Source organism: Bradyrhizobium sp. dw_78 (assembly GCF_018449525.1).
GTDB lineage: Bacteria > Pseudomonadota > Alphaproteobacteria > Rhizobiales > Xanthobacteraceae > Bradyrhizobium.
On the sequence record NZ_JAAVUS010000007.1, the window covers coordinates 309,471 to 327,417 of the forward strand.

A 17,947-nucleotide genomic window follows, 5' to 3' on the forward strand; every position below is an offset into this window, starting at 1 on the left:
AGGGGCGAAGAAGGCCTAAAGCCGGTCAGCGCGCTTCGCGAACGCTTTTGCGGAAGCGCTGGATCAGCCGCAGCGTCCGCGACGACCAGCCGCCGCCGGCGCTGCTCAGGATTTCCCTGATGCGCTGCTTGACCGGATCGACCAGTTCATTCGCCTTGGCGCGCAGCGCAAGGACGAACTTGTAGAGCTTCTCGAACCATTCCATCTGGAGCAGCTTCGGCCGCGTGACGTCGAAGATGAAGGCGGCAACGCCGACGCCGAGGAATTTCGCAAACAGAATCGTAAAGACCGCGCCCATCCAATGCTTATGGGTAAGCAGCCAGAGACCGACCAGCTTTAAGGGAAACAACGGAATCACCGGCACGATGAACACGATCAGCGTCATGGCCGGTGACAGCGTGTCGACCCGGTCCGCCAGCCATTGCTTGAAGGCGCGTAACGGGACCACCGCCACGAACCAGGCCACGACCGGTTCGAGATGATCCCACAGCCAGGCTTCGATCAAAAAGATGATCGCAAGCAGAACCCAGAGCGGTTGAAGAAGACGGCGCATCATCAACGTGATCTCGGTCCGGCCGGATGCCGGGCCTTGATCACATATGGATCGCGCGTTTGCCGACCGCAAGCGCGGCTTCCTTGACGGCTTCCGAGCGGGTGGGATGGGCATGGCAGGTGCGCGCGAGATCCTCGGCGGAACCGCCGAACTCCATCAGCACCGCTGCTTCGTGAATCATTTCGCCGGCTTCGCGGCCGACGATATGCACGCCGAGCACGCGGTCGGTCTTCGCATCTGCGAGAACTTTCACGAACCCTTCCGTGGTCTGGTAGACCTTGGAGCGGCCGTTGGCGGTAAACGGAAATTTACCGACCGTGTAATCGATCCCGGCCTGCTTCAATTCTTCCTCGGTCTTGCCGACCGACGAGACTTCCGGAGTCGTATACACGACACCCGGGATCACGTCGTAGTTCACATGACCGGCCTGGCCGGCGAGAAGCTCCGCGCAGGCGACGCCTTCGTCCTCGGCCTTGTGCGCCAGCATCGGACCGGCGATGACATCGCCGATCGCGTAGATGCCCTTCACGGTGGTTGCGAAATGAGAGTCGGTCTGCACGCGGCCGCGGTTGTCGAGCGCAACGCCGGCTTCCTTCAGGCCGAGGCCATCGGTGTAGGGAACGCGGCCGATGCAGACCAGCACCACGTCGGCCTCCAGCGTTTCAGAAGCACCGCCAGCCGCCGGCTCGATCGTCGCGACCAGCGTTTTGCCCGAGGTGTCGACGCCGGTGACCTTGGCGCCGAGCTTGAACGCAAAACCCTGCTTTTCAAGGATGCGCTGAAATTGCTTGGCGACCTCGCCGTCCATGCCGGGCAGGATGCGATCGAGGAATTCCACCACCGTAACCTGGGCGCCGAGCCGGTGCCACACCGAGCCGAGCTCAAGTCCGATCACGCCGGCGCCGACGATCAGCAGTTTCGAGGGCACCTTCTCGAGCGACAGCGCGCCGGTCGACGATACGATGCGCTTTTCGTCGATCTCGATCCCCTTCAACCGCGCCACATCCGATCCTGTCGCGAGGACGATATTTTTGGTCTCGACGGTCTGGGTCTTGCCGTCGCTCCCCGACACTTCGACCTTGCCGGTACCGAGGATCTTTCCCTTGCCGTGGATGACGTCGATCTTGTTCTTCTTCATCAGGAACTCGACGCCCTTGACGTTACCGTCGATGCCCTGCTGCTTGAAATTCATCATCGCGGGCAGATCGATCTTCGGCGCGGAAACGTTGACGCCCATCTTCGCCAGCGAGTGCCCGGCCTCCTCGAACATCTCGGAGGCATACAGCAATGCCTTCGAGGGCATGCACCCGATATTGAGGCAGGTGCCGCCGAGGGTCGCGTTCTTTTCGACCACGGCGACCTTCATGCCGAGCTGCGCTGCGCGGATCGCGCAGACATATCCGCCCGGTCCGGTGCCGATGACAACAAGATCGTAAGTAGCCATGATTGAAGTCCTGTAGCTGAACGGTGTGACAGGTATTAACGCCCGCCCGACACATCAAGAATCGCGGAGGTGACGTAGGAGGCTTCGTCGGACATCAGCCAGACGATGGCGTTGGCGATTTCGTCCGCGGTGCCGACGCGTTTCATCGGCACGTTGCCGGCGAGGCGGTGCGCGCGATCCGGCTCGCCGCCGCTGGCGTGAATTTCGGTATCGATCAGCCCGGGCCGGATCGCCGCGACGCGAATGCCTTCCGCCGCGACTTCATAGCCGAGTCCAAGCGTGAACGAATCGATCGCGCCCTTGGACGCCGCATAATCGATATAGCTATTGGCGCCGCCCAATCGCGCGGCCACCGAGGACAGGTTAACGATCACGCCGCCCGCGCCGCCATGTTTTGTCGACAGGCGCTTCACGGCTTCGCGGGCGCAAACGAGGCTGCCGGTCACGTTGACGGCCATCATGTGCGCAATTCGCTCCGCCGACATGTCTTCCAGGCGCGAGGTCTTGCCGACGATGCCGGCGTTGTTGATGAGCGCGCCGAGCGTTCCAAACGAATCGGCCGCATTGAACAGCGCCAGAATGTCGCTCTCGCTGCTGACATCGCATTTGACCGCGATGGCCTTGCCGTTGCTGGCGCCGATCTGCGCGACGACGTCATCGGCCGCGGCCTTGTTGGTGGCGTAGCCGACGACGACGCGAAACCCGCGGCGGGCGGCGGCCAGCGCAGTGGCGCGACCGATGCCGCGGCTGCCGCCGGTGATCACAACAACCTTGTCGGTCAATGTCGCCCCCGATCTCTAGCGCATACGATCATGCATACGCCTGTTGCGCCCCGAAGCCCGGCACTTCATTTCACAGATCCAGCACCAGCCGCGCCGGATCCTCCAGGCTTTCCTTGACCCGGACCAGGAAAGTCACCGCTTCCTTGCCGTCGATGACGCGGTGATCGTAGGACAGCGCCAGATACATCATCGGGCGGATCTCGACCTTGCCGCCGATCGCGACCGGCCGCTCCTGGATCTTGTGCATGCCCAGGATGCCGGACTGCGGCGCGTTCAGGATCGGCGTCGACATCAGCGAGCCGTAGATGCCGCCATTGGTGATGGTGAAGGTGCCGCCCTGCATCTCGTCGATCTTGAGCTGGCCGTCGCGCGCGCGGCGGCCGTAGTCGGCGATCGACTTCTCGATCTCGGCGATCGATTTGTGGTCGCAATCGCGCACCACCGGCACCACGAGACCCTTGTCGGTGCCGACGGCGACGCCGATGTGATAATAGTTCTTGTAGATCAGATCGGTGCCGTCGATCTCGGCGTTGGCGGCCGGAATATCCTTCAGCGCCTGCACGCAGGCCTTGGTGAAGAAGCCCATGAAGCCGAGCTTGCTGCCGTGCTTCTTCTCGAACACGTCCTTGTACTGGGCGCGCATCGCCATGATGTGGCTCATATCGACTTCGTTGAACGTCGTGAGCATCGCGGCGGTGTTCTGGACGTCCTTGAGCCGGCGCGCGATGGTCTGGCGCAGCCGCGTCATCTTCACGCGCTCTTCGCGGGCGGCGTCATCGGCCGGCGACGGCGCGCGGACTTGCACCGCGGCGGCGGGCTGATTGACCGGCGTCGGCGCCGAGGCCGCCTTTTCGATCGCAGCCAGCATGTCGCCCTTGGTCACGCGACCGTCCTTGCCTGAGCCCGGAACGGTGGAGGCGTCGACGCCGCTTTCGACCGAAAGCCGGCGTACCGACGGCGCCAGCGGAGCATCCGCCGGGGGCGCCTTCGGAGCCGCAGCGGCGGGCGCCGGTGCTGCAGTCTGAGACGGAGGCGGCGCGGCCTTGGCGGGCGCGGCTGCCGCCGGCTTGGCGGCGGCCACAGCGCCGTCATTGATCTGCCCGAGCAACGCACCGACCGCGACGGTCTCGCCGTCCTTGGCCGTGATCTCGCCCAGGGTGCCCGCCGACGGCGCCGGCACCTCGATCGTGACCTTGTCGGTCTCGAGTTCGACCAGCGGCTCGTCAACCGCGACAGCATCGCCGGCCTTCTTGAACCAGCGGCCGATGGTGGCCTCGGTCACGGATTCACCGAGCGTCGGAACGCGAATTTCAGTCATGTGTGTTTTCCTTGAAAACCTGTGCGGTCATAAACCTTGGCTGTCATCCTTCGCGAAAGCGGAGGGTCCAGCAATCCGTGACGGTCGCAATCAGGAGCCAGCAGCGCGGATTGCCGGACGCCCCGCTTTCGCGGGGCGCATGGCAGATTAGACGTTCTTCTTAGTTCAGCGCCTCATCGAGGAAAGCCTTGAGCTGCGCCAAATGTTTCGACATCAAACCGGTGGCCGTCGCGGCGGACGCCGCGCGGCCAGCATAACGCGGACGCCGGTTTGGCGCGTTGATCTGGTTCAGCACCCATTCGAGATAGGGTTCGATGAAATGCCAAGCGCCCATGTTACGCGGCTCTTCCTGGCACCAGACCACTTCTGCGTTCTTGAAACGTCCGAGCTCCTGCACCAGCGCCTTCAGCGGCACCGGATAGAGCTGCTCGACGCGCAACAGATAGATGTCGTCGATGCCGCGCTTTTCGCGCTCGTCGTAAAGATCGTAATAGACCTTGCCCGAGCACAGCACGACGCGGCGAATCTTGGCGTCCGGCGCCAGCTTGATCTTCTCGTCCGGCTGCATCTGCGCGTCATCGTAGAGGATGCGGTGGAAGGTGGCATCCTTGCCCAGATCCTCGAGCCGCGAGACCGCCCGCTTGTGCCGCAGCAGCGACTTCGGCGTCATCAGGATCAGGGGCTTGCGAATCTCGCGATGCAACTGGCGCCGCAACACGTGGAAGTAATTGGCCGGCGTGGTGGGGTAGACCACCTGCATGTTGTCTTCGGCGCACATCTGCAGATAGCGCTCGAGCCGGGCGGAGGAGTGCTCCGGCCCCTGCCCTTCGTAACCATGTGGCAGCAGGCAGACGAGGCCCGACATGCGCAGCCATTTGCGCTCGCCCGACGAGATGAACTGGTCGAACACGACCTGGGCACCGTTGGCGAAGTCGCCAAACTGCGCCTCCCAGACCGCCAGCGCGTTCGGCTCCGCGAGCGAATAGCCGTACTCGAAACCAAGCACCGCTTCTTCCGATAGCAGCGAGTTGATCACTTCGTAATGACCCTGATCGCCAACGAGATGATTGAACGGCGTGTAGCGGCTTTCGTCTTCCTGATCGATCAGCACCGAATGCCGTTGCGAAAAGGTGCCGCGCTCGCTGTCCTGGCCCGACAGCCGGACGTGATGACCTTCCTGCAGCAGCGTACAGAACGCCAAAGCCTCGCCGGTCGCCCAATCGAGTCCGACGCCGCTGTCGATCGCTTTCGCGCGATTTTCCAGGAAACGCTGAATGGTGCGGTGAACCCTGAAGCCGTCCGGGACCTTGGTGATCTTGCGGCCGATATCCTTGAGCACCGCGACATCGACGCCGGTCACGCCGCGGCGCGCATCCTCTTCCTCATTGGCGTATTTGAGACCGGCCCATTTGCCGTCGAGCCAGTCGGCCTTGTTCGGCTTGTAGCCGGAGCCCGCTTCCAGTTCGGCATCGAGCCGGGCGCGCCAGTCAGCCTTGGCCTTCTCGATCTCGCCCTCGGTCATCACGCCATCGGCGATCAGCCGCTTGGCATAAATCTCCAGCGTGGTCGGATGCGAGGCGATCTTCTTGTACATCACCGGTTGGGTGAAGCTCGGCTCGTCGCCCTCGTTATGTCCATGCCGTCGATAGCAGAACATGTCGATCACGACCGGCTTGTGGAACTTCTGCCGGAACTCGATTGCGACCTTGGCCGCGAACACCACGGCTTCCGGATCGTCGCCGTTCACATGGAAGATCGGCGCGTCGATCATCTTCGCCACGTCGGACGGATAGGGCGAGGAACGCGAATAGCGCGGATAGGTGGTGAAACCGATCTGGTTGTTGACGATGAAATGCAGCGAACCGCCGGTGCGATAGCCCTTCAGGTCGGACAGGCCGAAGCATTCGGCGACCACGCCCTGTCCCGCGAACGCGGCGTCGCCATGCATCAGCAGCGGCAACACCGAGATCCGCTGATCCGGCGGATCGCCGTGCTGATCCTGCTTGGCGCGCACCTTGCCGAGCACCACCGGATCGACGATCTCCAGATGCGAAGGGTTGGCGGTCAGCGACAGATGAATCCGGTTGTTGTCGAACTCGCGATCCGACGACGCACCGAGGTGATATTTGACGTCGCCGGAACCCTCGACCACGTCGGGATTGGCGGAGCCGCCCTTGAATTCGTGGAACAGCGCACGGTGCGGCTTGCCCATCACCTGCGTCAGCACGTTGAGGCGGCCGCGATGCGGCATGCCGACGACGACTTCCTTGACGCCAAGATTGCCGCCGCGCTTGATGATCTGTTCGAGCGCCGGGATCAACGCTTCACCACCATCGAGACCGAAGCGTTTGGTGCCGGTGAATTTAACGTCGCAGAATTTCTCGAAACCTTCGGCCTCGACCAGCTTGTTCAGGATCGCGCGCCGGCCTTCGCGGGTGAAACTGATCTCCTTGTCCGGCCCTTCGATCCGCTCCTGAATCCAGGCCTTCTGCGCGGCATTGGAGATATGCATGAACTCGACGCCGAGCGTCTGGCAGTAGGTGCGCTCGCAGATTGCGACGATCTCGCGCAAGGTGCCGTATTCCAGGCCCAATACGTGGTCGAGGAAGATCCTGCGGTCGAAATCGCCATCGACGAAACCGTAGGTGCGCGGATCGAGTTCCTCGCGATCGCGCGCCGGCTCGATCCCGAGCGGATCGAGCTTGGCGTGGAAGTGGCCGCGCATCCGGTAGGCGCGAATCAGCATCAAGGCACGGACCGAATCGCGCGTCGCCTGGTGGACGTCGGCGGCCGATACGTCGGCACCCTTGGCCTGGGCTTTCGCGGCGAGTTTGGCGCCGACACTCTTCTCGACTTGCGCCCAATTGCCATCCAGGGCCGAGGTCAGGTCGTCTCGCGGTGAAAGCGGCCAGTTATCCCTGCCCCAGGAAGCCCCTTCGGCATTTTTCCGGACATCGTCCGGCGTATCCTTCAGGCTCTTGAAGAATTCCTGCCATTCAGCATCGACCGAAAGCGGATCCTGTTCGTAGCGGGCGTAGAGATCGTCGATATAGGTGGCGTTGGTGCCCTGCAGAAAGGAAGAGAGGGCAAAAGCGGCATTCGCGTCCTGGCGAGACATGGATGGCGTCCTGGTGATTTTTAATTCGCGCGTATTCGACGGCGCTGTCGCCGATCCGGACACCGGATCAGCGCGTTGGCAGTTGTTTACCCTATATGGAGGGAATCTTCCCCTCTAAAAGAACCAAGAATTGAATTAAGCCTTCAACTTTTCGACAAGGGTTTTCCCGAGCCGTGCGGGCGAGGGGGAAACGGTGATTCCGGCCGATTCCATCGCCGCGGTCTTGGAACCCGCGTCGCCCTTACCACCGGAGATGATGGCTCCGGCATGGCCCATACGGCGGCCGGGAGGGGCCGTGACGCCGGCGATGAAACCGACCATCGGCTTCTTGCGGCCGCGCTTGGCCTCGTCCTTGAGGAACTGGGCGGCGTCCTCCTCGGCCGAACCGCCGATCTCCCCGATCATCACGATCGAGGTGGTCTTGTCGTCCGCCAGGAACATCTCCAGTACGTCGATGAATTCGGTACCCTTGACCGGGTCGCCGCCGATGCCGACCGCGGTGGTCTGGCCCAAGCCTTCCTGACTGGTCTGGAACACCGCCTCATAGGTCAGGGTGCCTGAGCGCGAAACGATGCCGACATTGCCGGGCTTGAAGATATTGGCCGGCATGATGCCGATCTTGCATTCGCCCGCCGTCATCACGCCCGGACAGTTGGGCCCGATCAGGCGCGACTTCGAACCGATCAACGATCTTTTGACCCTGACCATGTCGAGCACCGGGATACCCTCGGTGATGCAGACGATCAGCGGGATTTCCGCATCGATCGCCTCACAGATCGCGTCCGCGGCCCCAGGCGGCGGCACATAGATCACGGAGGCGTCCGCCCCGGTCTTCTCGCGCGCTTCCTGGACGGTGTCGAACACCGGCAGGCCAAGGTGGACCGATCCGCCTTTGCCGGGCGAGGTGCCGCCAACCATTTTGGTGCCGTAAGCAATCGCCGCTTCCGAATGGAAGGTGCCGTTCTTGCCGGTAAAGCCCTGGCAGATGACTTTGGTGTTCCTGTCGATCAAAACGGACATTTACTTAGGCCTCCTTCACGGCCTTGACGATCTTCTGGGCGGCGTCGTCGAGATTATCGGCCGGCAACACGTTGAGACCGCTTTCGCGGATGATTTTCTTGCCGGCATCGACATTGGTGCCCTCCAGCCGCACCACCAACGGTACTTTCAGTCCGGCCTGCTTCACCGCGGCGACCACGCCCTCGGCGATGATGTCGCACTTCATGATGCCGCCGAAGATGTTGACCAGGATGCCCTTCACGTTCGGATCGGCGGTGATGATCTTGAACGCCGCGGTGACCTTCTCCGTGGTGGCGCCGCCGCCGACGTCGAGGAAGTTCGCGGGCTCCATGCCGTACAGCTTGATGATGTCCATCGTCGCCATGGCAAGGCCGGCGCCATTGACCATGCAGCCGATGGTGCCGTCGAGCGTGACGTAATTGAGGTCGTATTTCGATGCCTCGATCTCCTTGGCGTCTTCCTCGGTCTCGTCGCGCAGCGCCGCCACCTCGGGATGGCGGAACATGGCGTTGTCGTCGAAAGACACCTTGGCATCGAGCACCCGCAACAGGCCCTGCTTGGTGACGACCAGCGGGTTGATCTCCAGCATCGCCATGTCCTTGGCGACGAAGGCCGCATAAAGCTGCGCCGTCAGTTTTTCCGCCTGCTTGGCAAGGTCGCCGGACAGGCCCAAGGCCTTGGCCACAGTGCGGCCGTGATGGGGCATGATGCCGGTGGCTGGATCGACCGAGAAGGTCACGATCTTCTCGGGGTTGTTATGGGCGACATCCTCGATGTTGACGCCGCCTTCGGTCGAAACCACGAACGAGACCTCAGAGGTCTCGCGGTCGACCAGGATCGAGAGGTAGAACTCCTTGTCGATGTCGGAGCCATCCTCGATGTAGAGGCGATTGACCTGCTTGCCGTGTGCCCCGGTCTGCACCGTCACCAGGGTTGCGCCCAGCATCTGCTTGGCGAATTCGCCGACTTCGGCGACCGACTTGGCGATGCGGACGCCGCCCTTGTCACCGGCAGAGGCTTCCTTGAACTTGCCCTTGCCGCGGCCGCCGGCATGGATCTGGCTCTTCACCACCCAGATCGGGCCGGGCAGCGCTTTCGCCGCCGCCTCGGCCTCTGCCGCCTTCAGCACCGGCACGCCTTTCGAAATCGGCACGCCAAATTCATGCAGCAGCGCCTTGGCCTGATATTCGTGTATGTTCATCTAAACGGTCTCCAAGACGCTTGTGTCGGCTAACAGATCAATCAATGGCCCAGCAGATCGGGGGCAATCTTCTTGCAGGCATCGACCAGCCCCTGCACCGCTCCGACCGATTTGTCGAAGGCTTCGCGGTCCTTGCCGGCCAGTTCGATTTCAACGATGCGCTCGACGCCCTTCGATCCGATCACGACCGGCACGCCGACATACATGTCCTTCACGCTGTATTCGCCGTTGAGATAGGCCGCGCAGGGCATCACGCGCTTCTTGTCGCGCAGGTAGCTCTCGGCCATCGCGATCGCCGACGCCGCCGGCGCGTAGAAGGCCGAACCGGTCTTCAGGAGGTTGACGATCTCGGCGCCGCCGTTGCGGGTACGGTCGACGATCTCGTCGAGGCGTGCCTGCGAGGTCCAGCCCATCTTGACGAGATCCGGCAGCGGAATGCCGGCCACCGTGGAGTATTTCACCAGCGGCACCATGGTGTCGCCGTGGCCGCCGAGCACGAAGGCGGTGACGTCTTCGACCGAAACGTTGAATTCGTCAGCCAGGAAATAGCGGAAACGCGACGAATCCAGCACGCCGGCCATGCCCACCACCTTCTTGTGCGGGAGGCCCGAGGCCTTCTGCAGCGCCCAGACCATCGCGTCCAGCGGGTTGGTGATGCAGATAACGAAAGCGTCGGGGGCGTATTTCTTGATGCCGGCGCCAACCTGCTCCATCACCTTGAGATTGATGCTCAGGAGATCGTCACGGCTCATGCCCGGCTTGCGCGGCACGCCGGCGGTGACGATGCAGACCTTGGCGTTATCCAGCGCCTCGTAGGAGTTGGCGCCGGTGAATTTGGCGTCGAACCCGTCCACCGGGGAGGACTGCGCGATATCGAGCGATTTGCCCTGCGGAACCCCCTCGGCAATGTCGAACATCACGACATCGCCTAGCTCTTTCAGGCCAACGAGATGAGCCAGCGTTCCACCGATCTGGCCGGAGCCAATCAAAGCAATCTTGTCGCGCGCCATGAGAAATCCGTCCTCTGAACGTCAAGGGAGAGATGATAAAGACTGAATGGGTGGTTATCCCTTTCGACTGACAGGTTCAAGTCGGGGCCATGCTCAATTGTCGGGCCTGCCGTGATTTGAATTAGGACATGCGGCTCGCGGCCGTTCCGAGACGGTGCGTCAGCACCAGACCCGCAATCTCTTGCCCTATCTCTCGCCAAAGCCCCTGGGATCTGCGCCGCCCACAAAAGCGCTCGCCCGGCGCGAGCGGAAGGGGCTCGATTAAGGGCCCTACGTCTCCACCAGACCGGCAGTAGAGCCACTGGCCGCGGAATCCTTGCGCCCGTGCGGCAGCGCCAGATAGGATTCCGAGCTCATCTCGATCAGCCGCGACGAGGTTCGCTTGAACTCGTTGGCCTCGACGCCCTCCGTCTCCGGATAGAGCGACAACGGATCGGCTTCCGCCGAGGCCATCAATTTAACGGCATTGTCATAAAATGTATCAATCAGCGAGATGAACCGCTTGGCCGCGTTGCGCTCGGCATAGCCCATCACCGGAATATGATCGATCAGGATCGTATGATAATCATGCGCGAGCCGCAGATAGTCGGACGCCGCCAGCGGTTTTTCGCAGAGTTCGGCGAATGAAAACCGGGCTACGCCATTGGCCGAACAGGGCACGTGCAGGACGCGGCCCTTGGCCGATATATCGCGCGGCTCGCAAGGCGCCCTGCCCGTCATCCTTGCCCAGGCCTTGTCGAGCGCGGCATCGGCATCCAGATCGGCCGGCGTCAGCCACATTTTCACGCCGGCCAGCTTCTCGAGCCGGAAATCGGTGCGGGCGTCGAGCCGCAGCACATCCATATGCCCGGAGATTTGCGCGATGAAGGGCAGGAACAGCGCGCGGTTCAGTCCCCCCTTGTAGAGATCCTCGGGCGCGACATTGGAGGTCGCCACCACCACGGTGCCCAACTCGAACAGCTTGGCGAACAACCGTCCCAGAATCATCGCGTCGGCGATGTCGGTGACGTGGAACTCGTCGAAGCATAGCAGCCACGCCTGATCGAAGATCGCTGCAGCCGTCAGCGCAATCACATCGCTATCGGCCATCTCGCCGCGCGCGATGGCCTGGCGAAAACCGTAGATGCGCTCATGCACCTCGGCCATGAATTCGTGGAAATGGGCGCGGCGCTTGTGCTCGACCTGGCTGTGCTGGAAAAACAGGTCCATCAGCATGGTCTTGCCGCGGCCGACCTCGCCGTGGACATAAAGACCGCGCGGCGGGCCGCCATTTTTTTTGTTCTTGTCGGCGAACAGCCGGCCCAGCAGCCGCGGCTTGCGCGCAGGCTTATAATTCGCCAGCCGATCCTCAAGCGCGGCAAAGGCCTCGGCAGCCTCCGCCTGCGCGGCGTCGGGCTCGATCGCGCCTGAGTTGATGAGGGACTGGTAGTGCGCGCGGAAGGAAACGGATGGCGGGGTGGACAGCATGGCCATCCTTTTCGGCCCAGGCGCAACAAAATTGCAAGCCGTGAATTGATGCAGGGGCTATGCGGATGTGCCTATCGGAGCGAAGTTGCCGAATCTCACTTGAGCTGCATGACCGCGAAAGCGGTATCTGGTCCGCGGGCGGCCTCTCCACTCACGCCCTGATATTTTGGAATACCAGTTCGTCGGCTTTTCGCGGATCAATGACAACCTTAAACACCGCGAACATCTGCCTTACGCGCTCAGCGAGTAGGAATCCTCGACCACATAGGGCCCGCCGCCGGTGGAAGCGCGCGAGGAGAACAGCACGAAGCGCTCAGCCGTGAACACCTTGCTCGGGAAATAGCCGCGCACCGACAGATAGTCCGCGACGTCCTGGCTGGAGGCGTCGTGCAACCGCGCCAGCGTCACATGCGGCGTGAATTTCCGTCCCTCGGGATCGAGCCCGATCCGCTGCATCATCCGCTCCAGTTCGGCCTGCAACTCGATCAGGGGCCGGCTCGGCACGATCGAGGCGACCACCGCGCGCGGCTTGCGCCCGCCGAAGCTCGACAACCCCTGCAGCGTGACATCGAACGGCTTGCGGTTGACCCGAAACAGCATCGAGGCGATCTCGTTGGCCGAGATACCGTCGATATCGCCGATGAAGCGCAAGGTGACGTGATAATTTTCGGGGTCGACCCAGCGTGCGCCCGGAAGGCCGCCACGCAAGCCGGAAAGTGTCTGGCCGATCTCGGCCGGAATTTCCAGTCCAGTAAACAGACGCGGCATCGCCAAATCCTCGATGCGAAGGCGCGAATTTTTAAGGCTCGCGCCTGAAACAAAACCCGGTGAACGAATCACCCATACGAATTTCTACCGTAGTTATGTGACTCTGCGAAGCATCCGACGTTAACCGCTCATAAACGATCGGGAAAAGCTGGCAATAACGTTAGTGCTGCCTGTTTTTCAGCTACGTTGCCCGGGTATTGCGCCCAGAAATGCCTGCACGACAGGCAAGATATTTTTCACGATCACGTCAACACCCTCCGCCGTCGGATGCATGCCGTCCGCCTGATTGAGGCTGGCGTCGGCCGCGACGCCGTCGAGGAAAAACGGATAGAGCGGAATCCCGAAGGACTTCGCCAGATCCGGATAGATCGCGTTGAACTGCGCCGCATAGTCGGCGCCGTAATTGGGCGGCGCCACCATCCCGCACAACAGCACCGCGATCTTGCGCGCTTTCAGCCGGGTCAGGATATCCGACAGCGCCGCGCGGGTGATCTTGGGGTCGGTCCCGCGCAGGGCATCATTGGCGCCGAGTTCGAGGATCACCGCATCGGTGCCTTCAGGCACCGACCAGTCGAGCCGGTCGCGGCCGCCGGAGCTGGTGTCGCCGGATACCCCGGCATTGATCATATCGGCATCTATGCCTTTGGCCTTCAACGCCTTTTGCAACTGTCCCGGAAACGAGGCCGAGCCTGACAGGCCAAGGCCTGCGCTCAAGGAATCGCCGAGCACGACGATCTTGATCGGCTTTCCCTCCTGAACGGCCGAAGGCTGCGCCAGCGCGGCGTTCGCCGTCATCAAACCCATCATCAACACAAGTATGTGCATGAACAGCCGCGCCCGGCCCTCGACCGCGGCGGCGGAAGTACCATATGACCGGACCATGGACAGCCTCATCGAACCCTCGTCATTAGCCGGCCCTGGGCCGGACACCATCTCGATCTCAAACGTCAATCTCTCGCTGGGCACCGGCGCCGCACGGGTTCATATCCTGAAAGATATCAGCCTGAATGTGGCGTCGGGTGAAGCAATCGGCCTGATCGGGCCGTCCGGCTCGGGGAAATCCACGCTTCTCATGGTGATGGCGGGGCTGGAACGTCCTGACAGCGGAGAAGTGGTGGTCAACGGCACCTCTTTCAACGCGCTGGACGAAGACGCGCTGGCGCGGTTTCGCGGCCGCCACGTCGGCATCGTGTTCCAGTCGTTTCATTTGATCCCGACCATGACCGCGCTGGAGAACGTCGCGGTGCCGCTCGAGCTCGCAGGCAATCCGGCGGCGGCGGAGCGGGCGGCGCGGGAGCTCGCTTCTGTCGGCCTCGGCCACCGCCTGCATCACTATCCCACGCAATTGTCCGGCGGCGAGCAGCAGCGCGTGGCGCTGGCCCGCGCGCTGGCGCCGGATCCCGCGATCCTGGTCGCGGACGAGCCGACCGGCAATCTCGACGAAGCCACCGGCAAGCAGATCGTCGATCTGCTGTTCGCCCAGCACGCCGAACGCGGCATGACACTGGTGCTGGTGACCCACGACGCCTCGCTGGCGCAGCGCTGCGATCGCGTGGTGCGGCTGCGCTCCGGCCGGATCGACAGCCAGACCACGGAACGCAAAGCCGTTTCATGAGCATGGCGTCCGAAACGATGACGTCCGAATCCGCCGCCAACGGCCGCGGCGCCCCGCTGGCCTTGCGCTACGCCCTGCGCGAGTTGCGCGGCGGCTTGCGCGGCTTCTACGTTTTCATCGCCTGCATCGCGCTCGGCGTAATGGCGATTGCCGGCGTCGGCTCGGTCGCAGCCAGTCTCAGCGAGGGATTGGCACGCGAAGGCCGTACCCTGCTGGGCGGCGATGCGGCCTTTTCGCTGATCCAGCGCGAAGCCAAGCCGGACGAAGTCGCCTTTCTGCGGTCGCGCGGGCAGCTATCCGTGGCGGCAACAGTGCGGGTGATGGCGCGCTCCGGTGACGGCCAGTTCGCCCTGGTCGAGCTCAAGGCGGTGGACGGCAATTACCCGATGCTGGGCGAACTGGCGCTCAGCCCGACCATGCCGGTCGCCGACCTGCTGGCCGAACATGACGGCGCGTTCGGCGCGGCGGTCGATTCGACCCTGCTGGCACGGCTTGGCCTGAAAATCGGCGACCGCGTCACCATCGGCAGCGCCACCTTCCAGATGCGCAGCGTGGTCGACGCCGAGCCGGACCGGCTTGCCGGCGGCCTCGGCTTCGGGCCGCGTTTCCTGGTCAGCGAAGCGGCCCTGCGCGCGACCGGGCTGCTGCAACCCGGCAGCCTGGTGCGCTGGATCTACCGGGTAAAATTGCCCGACGGCGCGGCCAGCGATGCGGCTGTGGCAAAGCTGATCGACGACACAAGAGCCGCAGAGCCGCAGGCCGGCTGGGAGATTCACTCCCGCGACAACGCCTCGCCGCAGCTGGAGCGGACCATCAGCCGCTTTACCCAGTTTCTGACCTTGGTAGGGCTGGCGGCGCTTTTGGTCGGCGGCGTCGGCGTCGCCAATGCGGTCAAGAGTCATATCGACCGCCGCCATGACGTTATCGCCGCCTTCAAGGCGCTTGGCGCCACCGGCCGCGACGTCTTCGCCATCTATTTGACGCAGGTGACCATGCTCGCGGTGATCGGCTCGGCGATCGGCCTTGCGGTCGGCGCGGCGCTGCCTTTCATCATCGTCGGCCTGTTCGGAAAATGGCTGCCGCTGCCGGTGGTGCCATCCCTGCATCCCGGCGAACTGCTGTTGTCGTTCGTCTATGGCCTGCTCACCGCGCTCGCCTTCGGACTATGGCCGCTCGGCCGGGTGCATGACGTGCCGGTGGCGGCGCTGTTTCGCGAAACCATCACCGGCGAGGGGCGCCGCCCGCGCTGGCGTTATCTCGCTTTGATGGCCGTGGTGATTGCGCTATTGGTCGCGGTGGCGATCGGGCTTGCCTATGACAAGCGGATCGCGGCCGTATTCGTGGCGTCCGCGGTCGTGGTGTTTGTCGTGCTGCGCGGGATTGCCTGGGTCCTGATGGCGCTGGCGCGGCATTTACCCAGGACCGGCATCACCATGCTGCGGCTGGCAATCACCAACATCTATCGGCCCGGCGCCCTGACGCCCTCGGTCGTCATGTCGCTTGGCCTGGGACTGGTGGTGCTGGTCACGATCACGCAGATCGACGGCAATTTGCGGCGGCAATTTTTGGCGGCGCTGCCGGATCGCGCGCCGTCGTTCTATTTCATCGACATCCCCACCAACGATGCCGACCGCTTCAGCGCCTTTCTCAAGCAGACCGCGCCGCAATCCACCGTCGAGGACGTGCCGATGCTGCGCGGGCGGATCGTCTCGGCCCGCGGTGTCAACGCGGAGGACCTCAACCCGTCGGCCGATTCCGAATGGGTGCTGCAAAGCGACCGCGGCCTGACCTATACCGGCGAGATCCCGAAGGGCTCGAAAGTGGTCGAGGGCCAATGGTGGGGCGCGGATTATAACGGTCCGCCGCTGGTCTCGATCGAGAAGAAGATCGCAGACGGCCTGGGGCTGAAGCTCGGCGATCCCATCGTCGTCAACGTGCTGGGCCGTGACATCACGGCCACCATCGGCAACATGCGCACCGTGGACTGGCAGAGCCTCGGCATCAATTTCGTACTGGTGTTTTCGCCGAATGCCTTCAGGGGCGCGCCACATACCCATATCGCGACGCTGACCGAGACCCACCCCAACCCGGCCGGCGATGCGCAAATCGTCAAGGCGGTCGCCGACGCCTTTCCGACGGTGACCAGTGTGCGGGTCCGCGAGGCGCTGGAAACCATCGGCGCGGTGGTCGGCAATCTGGTGCTGGCGATCCGCGGCGCCAGCGCGGTCACCCTGATCTCGGCCGTGCTGGTGCTGGGCGGCGCGCTCGCCGCCGGCCATCGCCACCGGGTCTACGACGCCGTCATTCTCAAGACCCTCGGCGCCACCCGCGCACGGCTGCTCGGCGCCTACGCGCTGGAATATCTGATGATCGGCTTTGCCACGGCGGTTTTCGGCGTGATCGCCGGCTCCGTCGCAGCCTGGCTGATCGTCACCAGGCTGATGACGCTGAGTTTTGTCTGGCAGGCCGGCAGCGCCGCGGGCGTGGTGCTGGTGGCGCTGCTCGTCACCGTGGGACTGGGGCTTGCCGGCACGCTGCTGGCGCTCAACCAGAAACCGGCCGCCGTGCTGCGAAACTTGTGACAAATTGAGGCGGTGGCCCGCGCAACGTTAACGCGATTTTAGCCGGAAATACGCCGCAGAGCGACATTCGGCCGCGCGTGGAAGCTTGCGGCGAGTGTGTTAGTTTCCCACATACCAATCGGGTCGGACGCCAGTTTGATGACGAAAAAGTAATGTCAGCAAATGGTGGTATCTGCGATAGATTTCTAGCTGGCGCCGCATAACCCTTGCGCCCCGCCGGATCAACAATGGGAATTCGACCATGTCGGACCTAGACCGTAACTATACCTCTCCTTTCGGCCGGGCCGCCGGGCGCATTGACGCCGCGACCGTCGATGCCGGTCTGCGCGCCTACATGCTGCGCATCTACAACTACATGACCATCGGCTTGGCCATCACCGGCCTCGCCGCGCTCGGCGTCTATATGGCCGCGGTGACGACCGATCCGTCGGGCGCTGCCGCCAAGATCGGCAACGCCTTCCTGACGCCGTTCGGCTACGCGATGTTCGTGAGCCCGCTGAAATGGCTGTTCATCCTCGCGCCACTTGCAATGGTGTTCGTGATCTCGGCCGGAATCAACCGGCTGCGGCCGGCGACCGCCCAGATGCTGTTCTGGGTGTTCTCGGCGCTGATGGGCATTTCGCTGTCGTCCATCTTCCTGGTGTATACGCACACCTCGATCGTGCGGGTGTTCTTCATCACCGCCGCCTCGTTCGGCGCGCTGAGCCTGTACGGCTACACCACCAAGCGTGACATGACCGGGATAGGATCGTTCCTGATGATGGGCCTGTTCGGCATCATCATCGCGAGCCTGGTGAATCTCTTCCTCGTAAGTTCCGCTCTGCAGTTCTTCGTTTCCGTGATCGGCGTGCTGGTTTTCGCGGGCCTTACCGCCTACGATACCCAGCGGCTGAAGAACGATTACATCTACGGTTATGCCTCGCAGGGCGGTGACGTGGCGGAGCGGGCGGCGATCACAGGCGCGCTGTCGCTCTATTTGAACTTCATCAACCTGTTCACGCTGCTTCTGCAGCTGCTCGGCCAGCGCGATTAAGCGCCAAAGCCAGCGAACCAATCGAAGCCCCGGCCT

At 63.1% G+C, this 17,947-nt stretch carries 14 protein-coding genes; 3 read left to right on the top strand and 11 right to left on the bottom strand.

The annotated features are described in order from the left end of the window. Positions 1-25: 25 nt before the first annotated feature. The 11 genes from HB630_RS19630 to HB630_RS19680 all read right to left on the bottom strand — a co-directional run bounded on the left by HB630_RS19630 (position 26) and on the right by HB630_RS19680 (position 13,506). Positions 26-556 (bottom strand): hypothetical protein, encoded by a 531-nt coding sequence (locus tag HB630_RS19630; protein ID WP_213773922.1) that lies wholly within the window; start codon positions 554-556, stop codon positions 26-28. A 37-nt stretch (positions 557-593) separates the two neighbouring features. Continuing rightward, positions 594-1,997, bottom strand: a complete 1,404-nt coding sequence (gene lpdA, locus HB630_RS19635) for a dihydrolipoyl dehydrogenase (RefSeq protein ID WP_213773923.1) — start codon at positions 1,995-1,997, stop codon at positions 594-596. A 35-nt stretch (positions 1,998-2,032) separates the two neighbouring features. After that, positions 2,033-2,779 (bottom strand): SDR family oxidoreductase, encoded by a 747-nt coding sequence (locus tag HB630_RS19640; RefSeq protein ID WP_213773924.1) that lies wholly within the window; start codon positions 2,777-2,779, stop codon positions 2,033-2,035. Between the two features lie 70 nt (positions 2,780-2,849). Then, positions 2,850-4,097, bottom strand: coding sequence for a 2-oxoglutarate dehydrogenase complex dihydrolipoyllysine-residue succinyltransferase (gene odhB, locus HB630_RS19645; protein ID WP_213773925.1), 1,248 nt, complete (start codon positions 4,095-4,097; stop codon positions 2,850-2,852). Between the two features lie 160 nt (positions 4,098-4,257). After that, positions 4,258-7,215, bottom strand: a complete 2,958-nt coding sequence (locus HB630_RS19650; RefSeq protein WP_213773926.1) for a 2-oxoglutarate dehydrogenase E1 component — start codon at positions 7,213-7,215, stop codon at positions 4,258-4,260. A gap of 135 nt (positions 7,216-7,350) precedes the next feature. Next, complete coding sequence (gene sucD / locus HB630_RS19655) at positions 7,351-8,235, bottom strand: succinate--CoA ligase subunit alpha (RefSeq protein ID WP_213773927.1); 885 nt, start codon at positions 8,233-8,235, stop codon at positions 7,351-7,353. 4 nt (positions 8,236-8,239) lie between these two features. Beyond that, entirely contained in the window at positions 8,240-9,436 is a 1,197-nt protein-coding gene (gene sucC, locus HB630_RS19660; protein ID WP_213773928.1) for an ADP-forming succinate--CoA ligase subunit beta, read from the bottom strand. A gap of 41 nt (positions 9,437-9,477) precedes the next feature. Next, complete coding sequence (gene mdh, locus HB630_RS19665; RefSeq protein ID WP_213773929.1) at positions 9,478-10,446, bottom strand: malate dehydrogenase; 969 nt, start codon at positions 10,444-10,446, stop codon at positions 9,478-9,480. A 270-nt stretch (positions 10,447-10,716) separates the two neighbouring features. Continuing rightward, positions 10,717-11,913 (bottom strand): cell division protein ZapE, encoded by a 1,197-nt coding sequence (gene zapE, locus HB630_RS19670; protein ID WP_213773930.1) that lies wholly within the window; start codon positions 11,911-11,913, stop codon positions 10,717-10,719. Positions 11,914-12,144: 231 nt separating this feature from the next. Next, positions 12,145-12,681, bottom strand: coding sequence for an RNA 2',3'-cyclic phosphodiesterase (gene thpR / locus HB630_RS19675; protein WP_213773931.1), 537 nt, complete (start codon positions 12,679-12,681; stop codon positions 12,145-12,147). A 177-nt stretch (positions 12,682-12,858) separates the two neighbouring features. Continuing rightward, a complete protein-coding gene (locus HB630_RS19680; protein ID WP_213774004.1) occupies positions 12,859-13,506 on the bottom strand; it encodes an arylesterase in 648 nt (215 codons plus the stop codon). Positions 13,507-13,561: 55 nt separating this feature from the next. Between HB630_RS19680 and HB630_RS19685 the strand changes: the two genes are divergently transcribed. The 3 genes from HB630_RS19685 (at position 13,562) to HB630_RS19695 (ending at position 17,911) form a co-directional block, all read left to right on the top strand. Next, positions 13,562-14,296, top strand: coding sequence for an ABC transporter ATP-binding protein (locus HB630_RS19685; RefSeq protein ID WP_213773932.1), 735 nt, complete (start codon positions 13,562-13,564; stop codon positions 14,294-14,296). A 17-nt stretch (positions 14,297-14,313) separates the two neighbouring features. Continuing rightward, entirely contained in the window at positions 14,314-16,878 is a 2,565-nt protein-coding gene (locus HB630_RS19690) for an FtsX-like permease family protein (protein ID WP_249780929.1), read from the top strand. Positions 16,879-17,119: 241 nt separating this feature from the next. Continuing rightward, complete coding sequence (locus HB630_RS19695) at positions 17,120-17,911, top strand: Bax inhibitor-1/YccA family protein (protein ID WP_213773934.1); 792 nt, start codon at positions 17,120-17,122, stop codon at positions 17,909-17,911. Positions 17,912-17,947 lie beyond the last annotated feature (36 nt).